Annotated in this window: 18 protein-coding genes; 4 read left to right on the top strand and 14 right to left on the bottom strand. The window is 57.3% G+C overall.

Annotated elements, in window-relative coordinates:
* Positions 1 to 92 precede the first annotated feature (92 nt).
* Positions 93 to 656 carry an arsenate reductase ArsC gene (locus tag PKKP23_RS15735; protein WP_126877599.1) on the bottom strand — a complete coding sequence of 188 codons (564 nt, stop codon included), beginning with the start codon at positions 654 to 656 and terminating at the stop codon, positions 93 to 95.
* A 501-nt stretch (positions 657 to 1,157) separates the two neighbouring features.
* Between PKKP23_RS15735 and PKKP23_RS15730 the strand changes: the two genes are divergently transcribed.
* On the top strand, positions 1,158 to 2,396 hold the full coding sequence (locus tag PKKP23_RS15730) for a GGDEF domain-containing protein (protein WP_126877598.1): 1,239 nt from the start codon (positions 1,158 to 1,160) through the stop codon (positions 2,394 to 2,396).
* Positions 2,397 to 2,888: 492 nt separating this feature from the next.
* Here the strand turns inward: PKKP23_RS15730 and PKKP23_RS15720 are convergent, their stop codons facing one another.
* The 7 genes from PKKP23_RS15720 to PKKP23_RS15690 form a co-directional block, all read right to left on the bottom strand.
* Entirely contained in the window at positions 2,889 to 3,971 is a 1,083-nt protein-coding gene (locus PKKP23_RS15720) for a type VI immunity family protein (RefSeq protein WP_126877597.1), read from the bottom strand.
* A 27-nt stretch (positions 3,972 to 3,998) separates the two neighbouring features.
* Positions 3,999 to 4,733 carry a VRR-NUC domain-containing protein gene (locus PKKP23_RS15715; RefSeq protein ID WP_126877596.1) on the bottom strand — a complete coding sequence of 245 codons (735 nt, stop codon included), beginning with the start codon at positions 4,731 to 4,733 and terminating at the stop codon, positions 3,999 to 4,001.
* Positions 4,730 to 5,269 carry a PAAR domain-containing protein gene (locus PKKP23_RS15710; protein WP_126877595.1) on the bottom strand — a complete coding sequence of 180 codons (540 nt, stop codon included), beginning with the start codon at positions 5,267 to 5,269 and terminating at the stop codon, positions 4,730 to 4,732. Before PKKP23_RS15710 ends, PKKP23_RS15715 begins: the two co-directional genes overlap by 4 nt.
* Before the next feature lie 184 nt (positions 5,270 to 5,453).
* Positions 5,454 to 6,320, bottom strand: coding sequence for a Kiwa anti-phage protein KwaB-like domain-containing protein (locus tag PKKP23_RS15705; protein ID WP_126877594.1), 867 nt, complete (start codon positions 6,318 to 6,320; stop codon positions 5,454 to 5,456).
* The gene (locus tag PKKP23_RS15700; protein ID WP_126877593.1) at positions 6,317 to 6,859 is read right to left on the bottom strand and encodes a hypothetical protein; all 543 of its coding nucleotides are present in this window, start codon (positions 6,857 to 6,859) and stop codon (positions 6,317 to 6,319) included. Before PKKP23_RS15700 ends, PKKP23_RS15705 begins: the two co-directional genes overlap by 4 nt.
* A 57-nt stretch (positions 6,860 to 6,916) precedes the next feature.
* Complete coding sequence (locus PKKP23_RS15695) at positions 6,917 to 8,275, bottom strand: tyrosine-type recombinase/integrase (RefSeq protein ID WP_126877592.1); 1,359 nt, start codon at positions 8,273 to 8,275, stop codon at positions 6,917 to 6,919.
* A 281-nt stretch (positions 8,276 to 8,556) separates the two neighbouring features.
* Positions 8,557 to 9,957, bottom strand: coding sequence for a MobA/MobL family protein (locus PKKP23_RS15690; protein ID WP_126877591.1), 1,401 nt, complete (start codon positions 9,955 to 9,957; stop codon positions 8,557 to 8,559).
* A 206-nt stretch (positions 9,958 to 10,163) separates the two neighbouring features.
* Here PKKP23_RS15690 and traD point away from each other — a divergent pair, with 206 nt between their 5' ends.
* Entirely contained in the window at positions 10,164 to 10,493 is a 330-nt protein-coding gene (gene traD / locus PKKP23_RS15685) for a conjugal transfer protein TraD (protein ID WP_126877590.1), read from the top strand.
* 233 nt (positions 10,494 to 10,726) lie between these two features.
* Here traD and PKKP23_RS15680 read toward each other — a convergent pair whose 3' ends face one another.
* A complete protein-coding gene (locus PKKP23_RS15680; RefSeq protein ID WP_126877589.1) occupies positions 10,727 to 11,377 on the bottom strand; it encodes a hypothetical protein in 651 nt (216 codons plus the stop codon).
* Between the two features lie 330 nt (positions 11,378 to 11,707).
* The gene (locus PKKP23_RS15675; RefSeq protein ID WP_126877588.1) at positions 11,708 to 12,271 is read right to left on the bottom strand and encodes a hypothetical protein; all 564 of its coding nucleotides are present in this window, start codon (positions 12,269 to 12,271) and stop codon (positions 11,708 to 11,710) included.
* Between the two features lie 153 nt (positions 12,272 to 12,424).
* Here PKKP23_RS15675 and PKKP23_RS15670 point away from each other — a divergent pair, with 153 nt between their 5' ends.
* A complete protein-coding gene (locus PKKP23_RS15670) occupies positions 12,425 to 12,667 on the top strand; it encodes a helix-turn-helix domain-containing protein (protein WP_126877587.1) in 243 nt (80 codons plus the stop codon).
* Between the two features lie 340 nt (positions 12,668 to 13,007).
* On the opposite strand, the gene PKKP23_RS15665 is transcribed toward PKKP23_RS15670, so the two are convergent.
* Genes PKKP23_RS15665 through PKKP23_RS15655 form a run of 3 tightly spaced genes read right to left on the bottom strand, consistent with a single transcriptional unit; the run spans position 13,008 to position 15,564 of the window.
* Positions 13,008 to 13,589 carry a hypothetical protein gene (locus PKKP23_RS15665; protein WP_126877586.1) on the bottom strand — a complete coding sequence of 194 codons (582 nt, stop codon included), beginning with the start codon at positions 13,587 to 13,589 and terminating at the stop codon, positions 13,008 to 13,010.
* The gene (locus PKKP23_RS15660) at positions 13,579 to 13,929 is read right to left on the bottom strand and encodes an SWIM zinc finger family protein (protein ID WP_126877585.1); all 351 of its coding nucleotides are present in this window, start codon (positions 13,927 to 13,929) and stop codon (positions 13,579 to 13,581) included. The genes PKKP23_RS15665 and PKKP23_RS15660 overlap by 11 nt, the downstream gene beginning before the upstream one ends.
* A 45-nt stretch (positions 13,930 to 13,974) precedes the next feature.
* On the bottom strand, positions 13,975 to 15,564 hold the full coding sequence (locus tag PKKP23_RS15655; RefSeq protein ID WP_240659033.1) for a tyrosine-type recombinase/integrase: 1,590 nt from the start codon (positions 15,562 to 15,564) through the stop codon (positions 13,975 to 13,977).
* Between the two features lie 321 nt (positions 15,565 to 15,885).
* Between PKKP23_RS15655 and PKKP23_RS15650 the strand changes: the two genes are divergently transcribed.
* Positions 15,886 to 16,683, top strand: a complete 798-nt coding sequence (locus PKKP23_RS15650; protein ID WP_126877584.1) for a hypothetical protein — start codon at positions 15,886 to 15,888, stop codon at positions 16,681 to 16,683.
* Positions 16,684 to 17,169: 486 nt separating this feature from the next.
* Here PKKP23_RS15650 and PKKP23_RS15640 read toward each other — a convergent pair whose 3' ends face one another.
* Positions 17,170 to 17,916 (bottom strand): hypothetical protein, encoded by a 747-nt coding sequence (locus tag PKKP23_RS15640; RefSeq protein ID WP_126877583.1) that lies wholly within the window; start codon positions 17,914 to 17,916, stop codon positions 17,170 to 17,172.
* Between the last annotated feature and the right edge of the window lie 106 nt (positions 17,917 to 18,022).

The raw sequence follows: 18,022 nt of genomic DNA, 5'->3' as shown, positions 1-18,022 counted from the left end.
TTCAGTCGCGCTGCGTGCGCGGCACACTAGCGTAGTCGTCGCGCCAGCCGCGCCAAATGTCGCGAAGCTGGCGTGATCGATAGAAAAGAGACCTACGCACAAGCCGGCTGGTGCGAGCTGGTATGACGGTCCAGCGAGGGCGGGGCGATGTCGTTGCTTGCATCGAGCAATTGCGCCGCCGCAGCTGCCGACGTTCCGCGTGCCGACGAACCATCGCAGTACTGCGGCAACGAGATGAACACGCTCACGCGGCGCAGGATCTGCCAGAAGACCCGTTCGAACGCACGCGAGCGTTCGGCGTCCGTCATGCCATCGGCGAGCGGGTCCGGGAAACTCCATTCGCAGAACTCGGGCTGACCGGGAAAGACAGGCGCATGGTATTCGGCGACGCGGCTGTCCAGCGCGATGACGATGTCCATGCGAGGCGCCCACTGTCCCGTGAACTCGTGCCAGCTCTTCGGATTGAGCCGGCCCAGTTCCGATATGCCGGGGCGCAGCTGGGCAAGCGCCAGGGGGTGCACCCTCGCTGCCGGATCGGCTCCGGCGCTGAACGGTGCGAAACGGTCGCCCGCCAGTTCCCGCAACAAGGCTTCCGCCATGATGCTGCGTGCCGAATTCTCCTTGCAGAGAAACAGCACCTTGTATTTTTCGGTCACAGCACTACCCCGTAACATGCATTTTTCGTTGTGTGCGCCACATTGTGCAGTCGGACTCTTGCACATGGGTGACGGAATTGTGACATGGCAATATCGTCGCCGGTGAGACGCACGCGCCGCGCGGAGCCTGGTGTTTTGCCTGGCTTTTCCTGGAGCCGGGCCTGGACCGGCGGCGAAAAGGTCGCAAAGGATACAGGAAGCCGGCGCGCTTGTTGAGAGGTATGGGTGCGCGGTGCAAACGGTGCTTGAGCGCGAGCATGGTGTGCAAGGTTCGGTCGTCGTGCGACGCAGCCGAACACTGAGTACACCGTATGAGGCGTGTTGCGAAGTCAGGTATTCGAGCCGGTTGTTGTTACCGCGCGCTTGGGCGAAATCGCGGCAGATCTCGGTAAAGGTTGCGATACCATACGAAGGTTCCACGGGGAGGGCGGTCGATGAACTGCGTTTGCCTCGCGGACGCCTTTCTTCTGCTTTTTCCCGGCGCCCCACTCGCATAGAGCCATGTTCAGCCCTGTCGCATTTATCGGCATTGCGATTATGTCCTGCGTGATGAGCGTGGCGGTGCTGGGCTCACTGCTGCAGGCACGCATTCCGGGGCTTGGCCGCTGGTGCGCCGCGTATGTGGTGCTCGCCATCGCGCTCGCGCTGCTGCTCGTGCAGCGCGATGCACCGCCCGCCATCGTCACGGCCACTGTGGGTGTGATGCTCGTTTTTGCGGCGCTGCTCGTTGTGCAGGGCTTCCGTCAGTTCTTCTTTCTTCGACCATCGTTTTTCCCTGAGTATCTGCTCGCGGGCGCAGTGGTGTCGGGCTTCGTCTACTGGACGTTTGCCGCGGTCGATCTCGACGCCCGCGTGTCGTTGCTCTCTGCGTTTCTGGGCTACGTGCGTATTGCGGTGGGCTGGATGGCCTACCGGTTCCGCCCGCCCGGCCGGCCGAGGTACAGCTATCTCTTCGTGGCGGTCTCTGCCCTGGCAGGTGCGGTAATTCATGTCGGACGAGGTCTTGCCTATGGCTTCGGCTTCGCGCACCAGACCACGTTTCTTGAAGCCACGCCGCTCAATACCGCGTTTCTCGGCATGGGCATCCTCACGCTGCCGTGCCTCTCGATCGGCATGGTGATGCTCGCGCACGACAGAATGGCCGAGCGCATGGAGCGTATGGCCACCATCGACGAGCTCACCGGTACACTCGTGCGCCGCGCGTTCCTGGCCCGGGGCAAGACGTTGCTGGACGCAACGCGCGCGTCGGGCAAGCGGCTTTCCATTGCGATCCTCGATATCGACAACTTCAAGACGATCAACGACCGCTACGGCCACGCGGCCGGCGACAGAACTCTGGCGTGTTTTGCCGCAGCGATCTCGAAGGGCATTCGCCGTACCGATCTCTTCGGGCGACTGGGCGGCGAAGAATTCGGCGTGCTCTTCGCTGACGCCAGCAAGGCGGAAGCAGCGAAGCTTGCCGATCAGTTGAGGGCATCGATTGCGGTGCTGATGCCACAGCAGGACGGCCGCGCGAAGTGCACGTTCAGCGCAGGCGTTGCGGAGTTCGGCGACGGCGATACCTTTGCGGATGCGATGGCGCGCGCCGATGCCGCGCTCTATGCGGCGAAGGACTATGGCCGCAATTGCGTGATGGCTGCGCCCGTGGCAAATGGTGAAGCGGGAGGGGCGTGCGACGTGGTGGGCGCTGAAGGCGACGTGCTGGTTCAGCGGTTGGGTCCGCGCGCGAAGGCGGTGTAGGTGTGATTGGGCCTGGCTTCTGCCTCGGCCTTCGACTGATGCAACAGCCGTCCGTCAAGGCAAAACGCCGTCCGGCGCTTTGGCGGACGAGTGCGGAGTCGAACGCGGTGTTCGAGGGGGGCTGGCGAAGGCGCGCGGCCTTCTGCCTTTGGCCATTCTTGCCGGCGAGTGCGTGTGAAGGGCGCTGTCGGAGTTCGCGACGACCGCTCGCGAGCGCGACGATTTGCGCGAACAGGTGGAAAGGCTGCGCGCGGAGCTTGAACACCGGGTTTTGTCTGAATCGCTGCCCCCGGCGTCAGCCAAGACGCGGCGCTCAAAGCTTTGACGGGGACGCGATTCTCGGGGTCAAAAGCGGCTTTCCATGATTGCGGGCGCAGAGGCGTCGCCCGCAACCATTCGGCATTCTCCGTGGTGGCCGCGCGTCAAGGGTGCGCTGCGCCGAACACAGACGCTCGCTCTTGACCCGGCAAGCGACGCGGCGCGGAGTCCCCGTCAGGGCGGGTTCGACAGCGCGTTGGCCGGCGAGAGGGGAGGCGTGTCAAGCAGGGCGGCTTTCGCGGCCAGGAGCCCGTTTTCATCGGTTTCGAAGCGTCGCAGCCAAGCGGCCGTCGACTGGCGGGTGTTGTAGACGGGGGCGCCCGCGTTGACGGTGCCGCGTTGGAGGATGTCCATGTCCTCCGCGCGAACCGCGCGAAGGGCGTGGTCGAGGACCACGTAGGCGGGCGGCGGGACGGGCGGTTTCTCCTCGCTGTCGGAAATGCCGGACTCGGGCAGAACGCCCGCGCGAATGACAATTCCCGCGCCATAATCGCCGAGCGAATACCAGCTCGGCGGGAGCTCGGCCCGCAGCGCCGCGACGCCGCCGACCTCGGCGAGCATCGGCTTGCCAAGCGCGGTGAGCCAGTTGACGGTCTTGATCTTTCCTTTCAGGTCTCGAACGGAGTTGAACTCGGGCCGGCCGACGTCCATGCCCGGCATGATTTGAGAAATCCAGTATTCCGTCGGCTCGTTCGGCTCGGCCTCGGTTGGCGAGAGGTTGACAGCGCATCCGGCTTGGCCGTGAACGGCGCTCAATCGACGCGCCGCGTCGAAGAACAGCTTCGCGAAGGCGTCCGGGTTCTCCTGGACGGCGACGACAGGCCACGAGAACGCCATCGAGTTGAGCCCCCGCGTGCCCATCTTCTCCTGCCATTGGCGCAGGCCCGTGACCTCGAACTTGAACAGGCTCGCGTCCGACGCGCGCTCTCCGCCGACGTAGCAGAAGTCGAAGCGATCCTCCGGACCGAGGCTCGCGGCGATCGCTCGCATGGGCTTGGCCTTGGCGAACGCTTGCGCGGCCTTCCCGTTGTTCCACAGAAACGTCAGCTTGCAGCCTGGCGACGCGCAATAGTCTTCGAAGCAATCGACGATCGCCTCGCGGACGACGGCGTCGAACGCGCGCTGGAAATAAAGCGAGGCGCGGACGACAACCGCCGCGCCAATGCCGTCGTGCGCGTAGCGCGGCTCCAACAGCGCGTTTTGCACCAAGGCCTTTCCTTGGTTGGCCTTGGCCCAGTCGAGAAAATTCTTGTCCATTGTCGTGTCGATGCCGGCGAACCTGAATTATGGAACGGGAATGGGCGCGGGCGGCATCGGCAATCCGCCGAAGCCCGGCGGCGACGCGGGGCCTTGGCCCATCATCTGGCGCAGCGAGCGCCCGAGCCCCGACAGCGCCTCGGAGAGGGCGCGGACGGGACTCTCGCCTCCGTCGTCGTCCGAGCAGTCGCAGTCGCCCGGCCCCATGGTCGCGACTTTGTTGGGGGAGCCGGCGATCCGCGCGTAGTCGTCCTCCTGCTCAGGGTCTTTGGTTTGCGGCGGGAACTTGATCTCGACCACGCCCTTGATGTTGTCCTGGGTCGGCGGGAGCGAGCCGTCCTTGACGATGACGACGTCCGGGCGCCGCACGGCGTTGCTGCCGGAGGGGTAGGCGTCCTGGCCGCCCGGCCAATATTTGGCGATCCAGCCTGGCAAGTAAGGGTGCGCCTCGGTCGGCGACGCGGAGCGCATGATCGGCGCGGGCGGCCATCGCGACATGTCGTAGTTCACTTCCGATTTGTAGGGGCTCTGCCAGCCGATCGAGCGGTCGACGTCGCGCAGGTTCCTCGACACGCATTGCTGCCTGAGGCTTTGCCCGGCGGCCCCGGTGTCAGGCTCGCGGTTGCAGACGCAGATGGCTTTGCAGATGACCTTCTTGTCGGCCGGGTCGGGGAACGCCGGCCGCAGTTTGACCGGCGTCGTTTGGCCGCCGCCGGTCAAGCCGCCAGACCCCGAGCCCGTCCCGTAGCCGGGGCCGCTCACGCGTCGTCCTCAAAGCCCGTCGACTGCGTCGACTCCGACGAGAACCGCAGCGACGCGGGCGAGTCGGCTTCGTGCCACTGCGTGTAGCCGCTCGCGTCGGTCTGGCCGGAGAGCTTTTGCCCGTCGGCCGTGTGCAGCGTGTATGGATGGTTCGCGATTGGCTTGCCGGTCGTTTCGTCCAGGACCTGGAACCGGCCGCGGTAAGGGCCAGAGGTGTCGCCTGCCGTCTGATGGTTGGCGATCGGGCCAGCGTGCCCGCCCGGCCCGCTGGTGGGCTGCGCCGTGGCGCTGGATTGCGACGCGATCAACGTGGCGCCGCAAGCCGTCTTGTCGCCCTCAAACGCGGGGTGTTTGCCGCCCATGCTCATGCCACGAGGCAGAATCTGGACGATCGGGTAGACGCCGCCGCATTTCGGGCACGAGACCATGTCGCCGAGCCGCGCGATTGGAATGCCGTCGACTTTATGTTCGGGCGAGCAGCTGAGAACCTTGCCGCCGTGGTCGGTCGTGTCGCCTTCCCGAATAAACGCGCTCATGGGTTTTTACGCAGGTTATAAACGACGCCCATTTTGCCTAATCGTCTGATAAAACGGAAGCTTTCCGCGAAATGTGGCCGTTTTCTCCAGTGCGTTGATGTGTGGGGTGGATGAGAACTTCGAATCGAAACAAAAGGGAGAGCCCGGATCGATCTCTCCCTTAAAAACGCGCGGAAAAGCGATGTCAGTCGGCAGGGCGCTTCGAGTTTGACACGAAGTGGCTTTTGGACAGCGCCGATTCGTAATAATCTTCGTCGAGAAATTTCAGCAGCTTTCGGAGTTCCGCTTTGTCGTTCGGCAAAACGATTCGTTCGTCTCCGTCGATTCGGACTTGCAGATTGAATTGTCGCGCGGCGTTGGCGATTTGGCGGCCAGTGTGGGAGTCAAGAATGCCTGATTGCGAAATGAAAGATATTTTCTTTCGGACGAGTGGGCCGGCCGCCGCGACGAAGGCCTCAGCGTCCTCCACCATAATATTGTCGTGCGCGACGAACGCTTCCACTTCTTCGTTGGTGGCCTCGCGGTAGTGTTCGCTCAGGTCGAACACGCGCCGCAGAAAATGGAAGCTCTTGAACGTTATCGCGCCGTTTTCGAGCACGGCCAGCAGATGGCTGTCGAGCGTCAAGCCGTCTTCTTGAATGCGCTGGAAAGTGTCGCCGGAGAACAGCATCGAAAGCGTCTTCTTAGAGATCAGGCGACGTCGCTCGAAGCTCTGGATCAACGCCGCCTGGTGCCCATTGCGGCGATGGCCCAAAAACAGCGCCTTGACGTTTTCAAGCGAATGCTGGCGCGAATCGAACAACTCGACTCGCATCGGCCGCTCGATCGCGTCGATGATGCCGTCGACGTCTTGGAACTGATTGATGACGATCGCTTCGTCGTCTTCCGGCATGTATCGACCGTCAAATGGCAAGACGTGCTCGACGCCGCTCTCGAACGCCGCCAACTGATCAACAAATGCCCTGGCGACTTCTCTTCTTAGCTCAGCGGTGAGCGGTATGCGCAGGATCGGAGGCTGCTCTTCCCCTCGGGACAGCGCGAACAGGTTCATTTTTCTTTTCCTTGTGCTGAATCGCCCGCTTCCAAGATGCCAAACTCGCTGAGCTGGACGATTTTCTTAATGGTCAAAACGTTATTGATACGGCGTCTCGTGATCATAAGATACGTGATGCCTCCATCGGTTTCCACCTCATAAAAGTGAAAACCCAGCACGCCTAAAACCGGGTTCACCTGCGTGCTCTGCGTGCCCCACAGCACAAACAAGAGCATGCCGGCCGCGAAAAGCCATGCGGTCAAATCTGGTGAAGCCGGTTGGCCGCGAAAAATCATCGGGAGGGCGTAGGCGACAAAAAATCCGATGACCTCCTTGTCTGCGCTTTTCGCTTTTAGAATTTTGGCCGACAGAGGCTCCAGGCGAGAAGACGCGAGGCTGATGATCAATCGAGCCAACAATCCAAGACACAGGCATAGGGCGAACGCGCCCCCGGCCCAGAGATAATTTTTTGATCGCGCAAACTGAAAAGCAAGCGAGATCGACAAAGGTGCGATCGCCGTCAGGGCAAGCAGCACGCGGACAAGACGGCTAAGCATTTTCCTTGGTCGTTTCTCAGCGGCGTGGAGCCAGTTCTGGCAAGTCTGGCGGAAGCGTCAAAATGGAAGCGCTAGCTTAACGTCGAAGCGATCAAGTGTCGATTTGAGTTCCGCCAAAGGCTTCGCGTGCTGGTAGTTCGCGAAGTGCGGCGAGCTGAAATCGACTTTCGCTTGGTCGTAATGCCCGACGAGCGCCATGAGCATCGCGGGGTGAACGTTCAATTCCGTCATGCGCCCGATGAACGTGTGCCGGAACGAGTGAAACACCTTGCGGTCGTCCGTTATCTTGCGCTCGTCGAGATAGTCCGCGAAGCGCCGCGTGACGTTCTTCCCGTAGCCGTTCGCGCCCGGCTTCAATTCCGGGAAGAGCTGCGTCGCGCCACGCTCGCGAAGACCCTCCGCGTAGGCGAGGAAACCCGACTCGACTACGACGCGATGCAGGGGGATGCGCCGCTGCGAGTTCGCGTTCTTCGCCTTCTGGATGTCGAAGAACCAAACGTCGCCTTCGCGTTGCAGCTGGTCAAGCCGAAGGCTCGCGAGCTCTTCTAGCCGCGCGCCGGAGTAGAGCGCGAGGAAGGGAAGCCAGCGGTAAGCCGGCTTGTCCATGCGCGCGGGATAGGCCGTCGGGTCGAAGATCGTCGCGATGTCGTCCGCGCTGAACGGTTTGTAGGAGCGCTTTTGCTGTTCGAGCTTCGACTTGGAGGAGACTTTGACGCTTTCGAACGGGTTCGCCTCAGCCCGCAGGCCGTTCGCCAGGGCGTAGGCGAACAGGTCGCGCAGAAACGACAGCTTTGCGTTGATCCGGCTCGCGCTGCCGCCTTCGTCGATCAAAGCGTTCTTGTAGGCAACGGCGTCGTCGATCAAGTAGGCGTCGATCGGCCGCGAGCCGATTCGCTTCTCGAAGTCCGCGAACGCCCGCTCTTTGGCCGCGATCGTGCGCGCCGTGTTGTCGAGAGCCTTTTCCTTCTTGTAGAGCTTCGCGACGTCGGCGAACGGCTTGGCCTTGCGCTTCGTTTCCTGCGCGGCTTTCTGGGCGGCGATCGCCGCCGCGACGGACGGCGAGAAGGCGGGCAAGTCGAACGAGGGCGGGGCCGGGACGGCGGCCGCGAAGCGGTCGCCGAACAGATCTTTGGCGCGGCGCACGTCGTCGTCGGTGTTGATGTCGCGAACTTGGGTGCCGTCCGGAAAGATCACGTCGAGCCGTTTGAGCGATTCGGCGTCGAGGTTGAAGTCTGCGGCCTTCGGCTTGTCGTCCGGCGTCTTCATGGCGAGTTCGAGATTGAACGCGAGCGCCAACAGTCTAGCCTGCCGGAAGTCTTTGGTGCGCAGCGACCGCTTGACCTCCTGGCCGCCGCGGGCGAGTCGGAGGTAAAACACGCCGTGGCGCGATTTGAACAGGTGGGGCAGCTTGTGCATCGGGCGGATGGCTCACCAGGTGGCTCACCGCGCGCACAAGGCAAAAGGCCCGTGTTCCTGAGAACACGGGCCTCTGCGCTGATTTGGTGGCGAATCAGGGAAACGCAAAACTCGGACGTTTTCCCTGAAAAATCAACCAGATACAAAGAGCAAAAATCGAGTTCGTTGGTGAAGTTCCGTGAGGTATTCGCCACCAAACTAATGTCTGAAAGTTTACCACGCCCGCGATTGCGCGGCCTAGGGCCTAGCATTGGCCGACGCCCAGAAACGACAAAACCCCGTTACGGCGCTGGAAGTCGCCGGGAGCGAAGGCGCGGAGATGGAACCGATTGCCCTGCGCGGGTATCGAGTTTGGCAGCAAGGGCCGAGCGTGTGAGCGGTTTCGGCGTATTCCGCATGGCTTCCATTTCTGCCAATAGCGCGCGCTGCTCGTCGTTCTGCACGTGAACGGGCAGATTGAGCCGTAGCGCTTGCGCGAAGGCTACGCGCAGGAAGTCCGGGCTTCCGTTGAACTCGATGCCCGTCCAGTTTTTGGCGACGGCAAGCGCGCACATGCGCTCCGCCTGTTCGCGCGGCGTGCCGCCGCTCGCACCCATTCGGTTGCCGTGATCGGTCAGGGTCGAGCGATCATGGAACGTCAGCACTACCCGCACCGGCTCGGACATATCTACATAGGTAGGTTTCTCGCAATGTCGTAGCGCCCACTCATACGCCGCCACAGACACAAACCGACTGGTGCAGGGGATGAGTTTGCTATTCGGCGCGTAGACCTCGCCCGCGCTGGCTTCGACGTATTCGACGTCTTGAACTGTTTTCATGGGTTGCATGGAGGGATCTCCGTTGCAGTCGGATGGGAATGGATCAGCGGGCCGTAGAGCGGTTGAAACTTGGCATGGTGGGATTGGGGTAGGGGAAAGGGGCGTATCGGCTTCCAGAGCTGTTACGAGCCTTTGCGCGTGATCGGCGTTGCGCGTTCGCACCTGCTGATTTCGGCCGAGGCGACGCCGCGCCCGTGGCCCTTTGCCTTCGTGAACAGTCGGCACCTTTCCGGCCAGTTCGATGGCTCGGGCAAGGTCGCCGTTTGCGATTGCGTCGGCGTGTTGGTCTGCGTGCGAGCGATGATCGACGCGAACGCTGTGCCCGGCTGCCGCTAGTGCGTGGTTGATGCGCGCGCCGATCATCGCGCGCACCTCGTCCACGGTTCCGCTGGCCCGGTTGTCGAGTTCGCGGGTTTTCAGCCCGAAGCCGTTGGCATTGATTACGCGCGTGGTGGCGAGGATATGCGCGTGCGGTTGCGTGTGAAAATCGTGCAGGCCGACGCACGCGGCAAAGCCGAAACGCTCTACCAGACGCTGCGCCACGTCTCGCGCCAGTGCTTCGTTTTGCTCCGGCGTCAGTTCGCGCGGTAGCGAAAACTCGAACTCGCGCGCTACGCAAGCGTCCCGGCGTTTCTCTGCCGTTTCGGCGTTTTGCCAGCACGCGCCGGGATCGTGCGCCCACGTGGGCGCATCGTCCGGCGCGCACGAAAAGCAGGCATATACGCCCCGGCGTTTCGTGTAGTCATGCGTCCGACCGGTGCGGTCATCCCGCAATGAAACGCCGAGCCGATACGCGCACGCTGCCACGGCGCTATCGCCTTTGCCACGACCAAACGTTTTAACGTGCACGTGGTAGAGCGCCATGATTGGGTTTTCGATGTTCGGGTGTCGGGGGCTTGCCCCTGACCGCGCGCATTGCCCTCCGGGCAATGCATAAGTGCGCTCTTGCAGAGAAAACCGGAGGCTTCGCCCCGGTTCGGCGGCTCGCTTTCGCTCGCGTCGCCCCTTATTAACTTGACAGTTTTTCCAGAAAGCGCAAGTTAGGTAATGGATTTTCAGCGGAGCGTTATATGTCCAGTGAACTGCATGATCGCATCGAGAAACTGACTTCAAAACTTGCACGGGCGCAGGCGCTGGCAATGCTGAAAGAGCAAGCGGAAGCGAAGCGGGCGAAAGATGCCGCGCGCAAGGCCGACACGCGGCAGAAAATCGAACTCGGCGGATTGGTGCTGATTGCCTGTCGGCATACCGGAACGAACCCGACGCCTGCGGCTTTGGCCGGAGCGATTACCGAAGCATTGGCAAACAGCGATGCCGAGAGGCTGGCCCGGTGGGAACGGTTCGGGCATGCGCTTTTGCAAAAGCGCGCGTCGGCAGCGAAGGGGCAAGAGAATGCGTAGTGATGCGAGAGCCAGACGCGCCGCACAGCGCCGCCGTAATGGCGGCTGGTGGCGTGTGCTGGCTTTGCTGCACGGGTTCAACCTCGACAGCAGATTAGCCAGAGGAAAACGGAGCAGGGGTCAAGGCTCGCGGAGCGACCGCGCAGCGGCTCGGCCTTGACGCCTGTGCAGTGCCCGATACGCTGCGCGGTGGGCTGGTGGTAGCCGTGGCTGCCGCCAGCCCATGCGAACAATCAGGCGACCCGTTGCTGCACTACCTTCGCGGTGTTTTTCAGAACCTTCGGCTTATCTTGTTCCGAAAGTTGCGAGTGTTTCTGGATGTATGAGTTAGCGAACTTGACGCGATCACCATTGAAAATCAGGTTTGGATTTACGAAATACATGTGTGGTCGGTTTTTCTGTCCGGCGATGAACCCATGTTTTACGAGATCGGAGACAGCGCGATAAAAAGCACTGCGGCTGAGGATTTCGGCGCCGGTTGCCGGGTCGATTGCGCTGTTCTCGTTCAGGTAGATTTCGTCTTTACCAGGCGATTTAGCGAGTTCGGAAATGACCACGAACAGGAGTTTCATGCCGCCGAGGGAGAGAGCGAGAAACGGTGAAAGGTTTTCGCTGAAAACTTTGATGAACGGCGCGGTGTCGAGGAACTCGACTACGTTCGTTTCCGCGTCGTGTTCCTGGCCGTCTTCGTCGGTGAGGGTCTTGCCTTCGAGCGTGCTGCGGCGTTTTTTCGTCTTGATCGTCATCCCTGCGACGAACGGGTTTTCCTGCCCTGCTGCCTTGGGCTTAGCCGGAAGTCTTCTCACATGAGCGTTCAGGTCGAAAACCGTTGCGCTCGGGGCTTCGGCTCTTTCTGCTGCGAGGGTTTGGAGCGTGTGGGACATGGTAGGTCTCCGGCTGATGACGACTTGTACGGTCGCAGTTTGGCCGCCGAAGGTCAAATAACGCGGTTTTTTGACAAGGCATCAAGATCGGAGTAAGGGCGGAAGCAAGCCCCCTGCGGGGGCGGGATGCCGCAGCAGCGGCATCCGGGGGAGAAGCGGCCCGCCGTTCCGGCGGGTGTCGCAAGTTGGGGAAAAACGTCCCGGATTGCGCGGCAAATCTGCGCTGACACCGGGACGGGCAGTCCCAGATTTGGGACGGAAAATCTGGTGTTTACAAGGGAAAGAGAGTTATTTCTCTTCCTCTTTCGTCTTTCCCTTCTTCCTAGTGGATCATTGACGAGTAGAGTTCAACGCCCGTTGAACCTGCATCGACAGAGAACGAGCCATAGGTTCGGTCAATCCACCGCCGAGCCAATGCTGTTGGCCTCGCACTTGCACAATAACTTGCCACGACCTATCAGCCAACGTCGCGTTGATGCCCGGACTGGTGCTGATACCCGTGTAGCCTCCGCCTGCTCCGTATCCCGAGTGGATCATGGTTTCTCCGGCCTTGGGCGCAGTGATATACATACGTTCGATGTCTACTCGCGCCAGGGTTTGTGCTGTCGCTCCGTTTTCTATGAACGTGATACCGGCCGGGCTGACTGTGAACTGCGTGAAGCGCCGTCCGCGGTTCCACGACGCCCCGAACATAGCCCAGAGCAGAAAAAGGGCCGTGAGAGCGGTAACGATAATGCCAAACGTGGGGTTCATCGCCACGCAGGTGATGAACAGGGCGATTACGAGCAGGAAAATAACGATTTTCCGGAACAGTCCGAAGGCAGGCAGCGGGCGAACTGCGAACTTCATTGTCTGACTGTCGATTTGTTCAACGTCGTATAGAGGTTTAGCCATGTTTTTCACGCCGTATCGGTCAAAGGGCTACCGGGCTGGCCCCGGTCTGCGGCGGGCGCGACTTCGCCCTGCCGTTCCGAATGGTATCGCAAAATAAGCCATTATGGCGTAAGCCATAGTGGCTTATTTTGATCTTGCGGGGAGCATTGCCGGATGCTTCCCTCCATCCATCATCCCCGTTACCAAGCGCTCCAAAGCCACCTGAAAGCATTGCGCCAAGGTGCGGGCTTCACCCAAATCCAGCTAGCTGAGCGTTTGGGCGTCCATCAAACGTATCTATCGAAGATTGAGCGCGGAGAGCGCTACATGGATGTGCTGCTCTATCTGGATTGGTGCCGTGCCTGCGGCGCTGAACCAGATGCAGCCATAAAGGCGCTTATGAATGCCGGTGCGTAGATCGCTGGCATTGGTTCTCGCTGGCCGCGAGTGCGAGGATTGCCCCGATGACGGCAATCCTCTGCGGGCTATGCATTCGCGTCAAATGCCATTTTTCTCAGTCAGTCCACGTTCAAAAATTCTTCTAATCTTGGTTGACCAGCATCGCACTCTACAAAATCATAGGTGAGTTGCATGGCCTCGACGGCGCTTTTAGGAGCGGGAGGAATATTGCCGGACACGAAAAAACACTGCCTTTATAATGCGCTATGATTTGAATGTTTGCGCAAGTGACGTCGCGTTTCTCGCTGTTCATGTCAAAAATGGCAAATAGTCATGTTTCATTTTCCCCATTTCAACATTACTCAAAATTTTCTAGATCAACAACCGCGCTACGGCCGCTTCGCAATAGTAAAACAAAATCCTTTTGTGACGTGGTTAGCCAACGTTTTTCAATCCACTTTTTAGATCCCGGTTGCGGATCTATGTCGCGCCCATATAGCTTAAATCCAACGTTGCCTTCTTTCTCTTCTGTGTCTGCGCTAGCTTGATCAATCTGAATATACCATTCTCCCGAACGGCTTTCAAAGCCATCTGTTTCTCGAAATGCGTAAAGTGGTGGGGATCCCTCGGTTTCTTCAAGGTATCGTATCGCATAACGCATGATTTGTTTGTGTCTCTTGTCATCGGAGTATTTATTTCCGATTTCTCGCTTTAATGCATCGTGAGATAGGCCAAAAAGCTCGAAAGACTTTTTGTCGCGCAGTGCTAGCGTTTTGGCTTTATCAATATATTCATTATGCCCAACGTCTAGTGCATTCTTGAAGGACGTATGAACCCAGAAAAACCAGTTCTCTGCAAATCCACTGACGCCACCCCGGGTATCGGAGAAGTTGATGGATTTGAATGGAATGCGCTTCCTCTTTTGATTTTCAATTAGCATTATATTTCCGCCTCATCATTGCTGCGGCCAAATTTTTCTTCGCTTTGTTCACGTTGCTTTTCGCTTGTTCGAGCACGCGCTCGGCCTCACTTAGATTTTCTATATCTGCTGCTAGGTTCGATCCGCGAAGCCATGATGCAACGGTAACGGCCTGATCGGCGTTGTCGCTGACTATGCCAGAAATGACGCCGTCAAGGATGAAAAGTCTGTGTTTGCAGTATGTTCCGTTTGCCCCAGCCGGACAGGTGCAAAAAGCTGCTATCTGGTTATTTTCCCGCTCAAACGTAACTTCGTATGGTTCGTTGGCCGATCCCTGAACTAGAAAGCTGATTTTGTCCATTGTGAGGCCTGTCAGGTTGGGTTGTTTTCTTTAACAACTATCTGATTACGCAAGTTGCAGGATTGCCGGGTTGCGTAGCTTTGCTGTGTCCACGGCAGGAAAAACCAATACTTCAAGCGTTTGTTCTGCCAACGCCACGTTGCTAAGCGGTTCCCTCGAATATCGCTGCCGTTGAATGCTGGACGGAGCATGTCCAGCAAACTGCTCGGATGCTTTCTGGCTAACGCGTTCCTTTTGCATTTTATCAATGGCATTGCTTCGGAATGAGTGGAACGATTTTCTACGGCTCGTCTTAATGCCAATCGACGTAAGATATTCGCCGAACCTGCGGGATATGTTCTTTGAATGTTTGCCGATATGATCCCGGTTCAGATCAAAAAGGCGTATTTTCCCTACTGATTTTCTCGCTTCAACCCATTCCAAGAAAGATGTCGCAAGCACGGCCTTAGCGAGTGGGATATTCCGCACACTGTTGGTGTTCTTAACGCGGGTTTCAGTCGCGTCATCGCCCGTATGATCGGGGCGAATGCGAAGGAAGGTAAATCCGCCTTCCTTGAAAATATCGTCAACTCTCAACTGGCAGAGTTCTTCCAGCCGAGCCCCGGTGTATAGCCCCAACTGGGTGCAGTAGTAATCCTCTGGGCGCGTGGCGAATGGCAGGAAGTTGGCCGGATCGAAAATCTTCCCGAGCTCTTCCGGCGTGAACTGCTCATAGCCGCTGCCTGCCGCTTCCTTTTCGCGCTGCTGTTTGGTCAGTTTGACGAGGGCGCGGGCCGGGTTGTCGCCTTTGTAAATCCCGGTATCAATCAGCCACTGAAAGAAGCCGTTCAACGTTACCTGCTGAACCTTCTGCGTCGTAGCACTGATGGCGTCCCTGGGGCGAATGCCGCTATCCATCGCGCGCCTGACGAACTCCTTTGCATCCATTCCGCCGAAGTCCTTGGCTTTGCGCTTTTCGTAGTTCGTCGGCAGCCAGGACAGGTATTCAAAGTATTGCCGCAGGTCGTTGCGGTCCAGCATCTGGATCGGCGTTACTTCGCTGGCCCAAGCCGCAAAGCGGTTCAGGCAGTTTGTGTAGTCTTTCCTGCTCGCGGGCGAAAGTCCAACGTGGGCGGTCAGATACTGCCTGACGCATTCGGCCAGTTCAGGGGATTTCGACGCCAAGTATGTCGGGCGAAGATTTGCGGCTTCGGCGGCTTGGCGTGCGACCTCTTCCGGGTCGATGACTGCAATGGGAGTAGGTGAGTGCGTTGCGATGAACGCGTTCAATGCAGCCTGATCCCGTTCCAACGCTTCGGGCGTGGAGTTATCGAGTTCGATCCGTTCGATTTGCACGCCGCCGACTTTCACGCCGTGGAGCGTGAAGTCAAGGGCGTTCTTCTTGATCTCGCTTGCCGGGGTGTTCAGCAGTTTCCTAACCAGTTCGGGATCGGGCTTGCTCATCAGCAGGGCACTCACTTTTGCATTCAGCACGTAGGCAAGAAGTTTAGCTTTGTCAGGGTCGCGTGTCCGCAATGAGTGCCAGATTTCGCGCCGGTTGCAGATAGCGGCGAAAGCAGGGGGAAGGATGAAGCGGAAGTGAAAGACGCCATAGCGGCTGCGATGCAGCCGGGAGGCCAGGCGCGGGGTCGGCATTGGTGGCGAATAACCCGTGAAGTCGAGTTTTGAAGTCGCTTCGCCAGCCGGGAATAGAAAAAGCCCTGCAAGTCCAGGGACTTACAGGGCTTTTTGCATTTGGTGGCGAATCAGGGACTTGTGCCCTGTTTGCGCTACACCAAGCAAATTTCCTTATAAATCAAAGAGTTCGGCTCGACTTTTGCTGTGTCGCAGCGTCAAAGTTTTGGTGGACAAACTGTACCACCTGTCCCCAAATTCGTCCAGCCAACCCTAGTTACCATCTGAACAATGTGCGATGATGATTGGACACTCGGGCATGAGAATTGAGGAAGCGATCAGATGATAGATGACGGACAGAATGAGATGGCGTTTGAGAAAATTGCACCGGCTCTTGCCCGGGCACAATCGTTCACATACCCATTAATGTACGAATCGGGTGGTGCACAAGAAATTAATTTATTTGCCAGCGGTTTTTTCATCAGAGTCAATGGTCGCGAATATTTGATTTCTGCCGCACATGCGCTTAAAGATTTTGATAGCTCGAAAAATCGTTTGCTAACTCGAGGCTCATCATCAGTCATTCATATACCAGAAAATATCATTTCAACTGCTCTTGACAAAAACGGTCAAGATCATTTGGACATGGCTATTATTGAAATTCCGTCAGATTTTAGTTTGAAGCATGGAATTAATGTTGTCGACGCATCTATGTTTGTGGATTCACGGTCAGGCGCGCAGAATTCGCAACGAATTTTGACTGGATATCCGGCAAGTCGAAATAAAAGCGTTGTGAGTAAAAAAAATGTACTGCACTTGTATGTGTACGCATTTGCTGATATTCCGGATGCGGGCGGGGAGGTTAATTTTAAAAATTTCAAAAAAAGCCCCGAAGATCATGTCGTAATTCAGCTTCAAGATGGGATTAGTAATCGGGGGGCACATCAAAACGTACCGATTAGCCCGAAGGGTATGAGCGGCGGTCCTATGTGGAAAGTTCCAATTTATTCGGATTCAGAGGAAATTTTTCTTGAGGGAGTGTTCATCGAGATGCATAACAGGGCGAACATGTACTACGGATTCGCAACAAAGTTGGCGCATGTATTGGGTTTCATTCGACAACTAACGAGCGCGAGATAATGACTGCATTGTTGATATTTCTTTGTTTCGCAGTTCTGGCTCTTGGTTTGTGGAGGATTTCAAATAAAAAAAGTGACGCAACTACACTGCGTTGGGGGGTATCTCTGATATTTTGCGGTTTGTTCAGTTCGCTCTATATGTATATAAGTGAGACGCACCCAAAAGCAGAGCTTGCCGATTTTTTGAAGAATTTTTTCTTAATAGTTGCTAGTATTGGAGCAAATTTTGTCGCGTCTAGCGCATTGTTGAACTCAACGAAAATTAAGAAATAAAAGCCGGTAGTTGATGAAGGCAAAAAAGGAGAGTCTACTTCCGACGATCTTTCTAGCAATCATCTGAATGATCTCGGCGATCAAGCCAGTCAATTACCCGATCCAAAAGAAACGCCAAAAAAAGTGCTACAAGAAGGGGGACAAAATACTCAGTGAAAACATGCATGATTAAATTACCGTTGACAATTAATAAAACAATAAATTTCGTTAATTGTCAATGAGAATATTTTTGATCATCGTGGCTCCATCGAAAAGGATGACTCCCAACTGTGGATTTCGCTCGAAATTCTTGAAATTCAAGATCGGCGATCTGACGTCTCACTTCGTTGATCTGACCTCGTAGTTCGGCTTGTTTGGCGGGATCAAGCTCATTGGCGAGTGTCGCCAAAAGCTCAGTCAATCTACTACCCAAAGCAACCTTCATGGATGAATTATCGCTCGATCCTGATGGTGCTGCGCTTGTAGATGGTTGATTGGCTGAGTTCTTCTCGCCGTTCGCTCGCAACTCACTTGAGTTCTTGGCATTTTGCTCGATGAGCGCGCTTATTGATGCGGTTTGTTTTCCAAGTAATTCACCACTCGATTGTTGAGAATTTTGGTTTTGAGTGATTGGGTTTCTTGGTCGACTTGCATGTTCAGCATCTGTTTTTGAAGTTGCTGCCAGTCTTGCTGCAATGCGCTGACTTGTTGTTGTAAAGCGATTGTAGCTTTTTGGTTCGTTTGAACGTCTTGAAGTGTGGACCTTAATATTTCGATGAATTGATCGTTTTCCATGTGTCTCCTTATTGTATCGTTTGTCGAAAAATTTCTGCCTCTCTACTTTGTACCATTCTAGTTTTTCACGCGCGCGATTATCGAATAGCATATCCGCCGCTTTCTTGAAATTTGGTTTTTCCGAATAAATGTTGCCGTAAAGTCTGACATTCTTTCCATCATACTTAGTCGGCCCTGAACAATTCATTTTGCTCGGCAAATGAGTTCACGCTGCCGACTGCGTAGCAGTTTCGAAGCCAAGCAAAGCGACGAGAATCAGGGCGTAAAAAAGCCGCAGCTTGCGCAGGATCATC

Origin of the sequence: Paraburkholderia kururiensis JCM 10599 = LMG 19447, from assembly GCF_003986935.1 — a bacterium.
Lineage (GTDB): Bacteria > Pseudomonadota > Gammaproteobacteria > Burkholderiales > Burkholderiaceae > Paraburkholderia > Paraburkholderia kururiensis.
The sequence above is the reverse complement of the archived record's forward strand: the minus strand, read 5'-3'. Positions and strand labels throughout refer to the sequence as shown.

Excerpts from the sequence above, each read along its gene's own strand:
- PKKP23_RS15730 (WP_126877598.1), top strand. The coding sequence starts at position 1,158 with ATGTTCAGCCCTGTCGCATTTATCGGCATTGCGATTATGTCCTGCGTG.
- PKKP23_RS15720 (WP_126877597.1), bottom strand. The coding sequence starts at position 3,971 with ATGGACAAGAATTTTCTCGACTGGGCCAAGGCCAACCAAGGAAAGGCC.
- PKKP23_RS15710 (WP_126877595.1), bottom strand. The coding sequence starts at position 5,269 with ATGAGCGCGTTTATTCGGGAAGGCGACACGACCGACCACGGCGGCAAG.
- PKKP23_RS15705 (WP_126877594.1), bottom strand. The coding sequence starts at position 6,320 with ATGAACCTGTTCGCGCTGTCCCGAGGGGAAGAGCAGCCTCCGATCCTG.
- PKKP23_RS15700 (WP_126877593.1), bottom strand. The coding sequence starts at position 6,859 with ATGCTTAGCCGTCTTGTCCGCGTGCTGCTTGCCCTGACGGCGATCGCA.
- PKKP23_RS15695 (WP_126877592.1), bottom strand. The coding sequence starts at position 8,275 with ATGCACAAGCTGCCCCACCTGTTCAAATCGCGCCACGGCGTGTTTTAC.
- PKKP23_RS15690 (WP_126877591.1), bottom strand. The coding sequence starts at position 9,957 with ATGGCGCTCTACCACGTGCACGTTAAAACGTTTGGTCGTGGCAAAGGC.
- traD (WP_126877590.1), top strand. The coding sequence starts at position 10,164 with ATGTCCAGTGAACTGCATGATCGCATCGAGAAACTGACTTCAAAACTT.
- PKKP23_RS15680 (WP_126877589.1), bottom strand. The coding sequence starts at position 11,377 with ATGTCCCACACGCTCCAAACCCTCGCAGCAGAAAGAGCCGAAGCCCCG.
- PKKP23_RS15675 (WP_126877588.1), bottom strand. The coding sequence starts at position 12,271 with ATGGCTAAACCTCTATACGACGTTGAACAAATCGACAGTCAGACAATG.
- PKKP23_RS15670 (WP_126877587.1), top strand. The coding sequence starts at position 12,425 with ATGCTTCCCTCCATCCATCATCCCCGTTACCAAGCGCTCCAAAGCCAC.
- PKKP23_RS15665 (WP_126877586.1), bottom strand. The coding sequence starts at position 13,589 with ATGCTAATTGAAAATCAAAAGAGGAAGCGCATTCCATTCAAATCCATC.
- PKKP23_RS15660 (WP_126877585.1), bottom strand. The coding sequence starts at position 13,929 with ATGGACAAAATCAGCTTTCTAGTTCAGGGATCGGCCAACGAACCATAC.
- PKKP23_RS15655 (WP_240659033.1), bottom strand. The coding sequence starts at position 15,564 with ATGCCGACCCCGCGCCTGGCCTCCCGGCTGCATCGCAGCCGCTATGGC.
- PKKP23_RS15650 (WP_126877584.1), top strand. The coding sequence starts at position 15,886 with ATGATAGATGACGGACAGAATGAGATGGCGTTTGAGAAAATTGCACCG.
- PKKP23_RS15640 (WP_126877583.1), bottom strand. The coding sequence starts at position 17,916 with ATGAATTGTTCAGGGCCGACTAAGTATGATGGAAAGAATGTCAGACTT.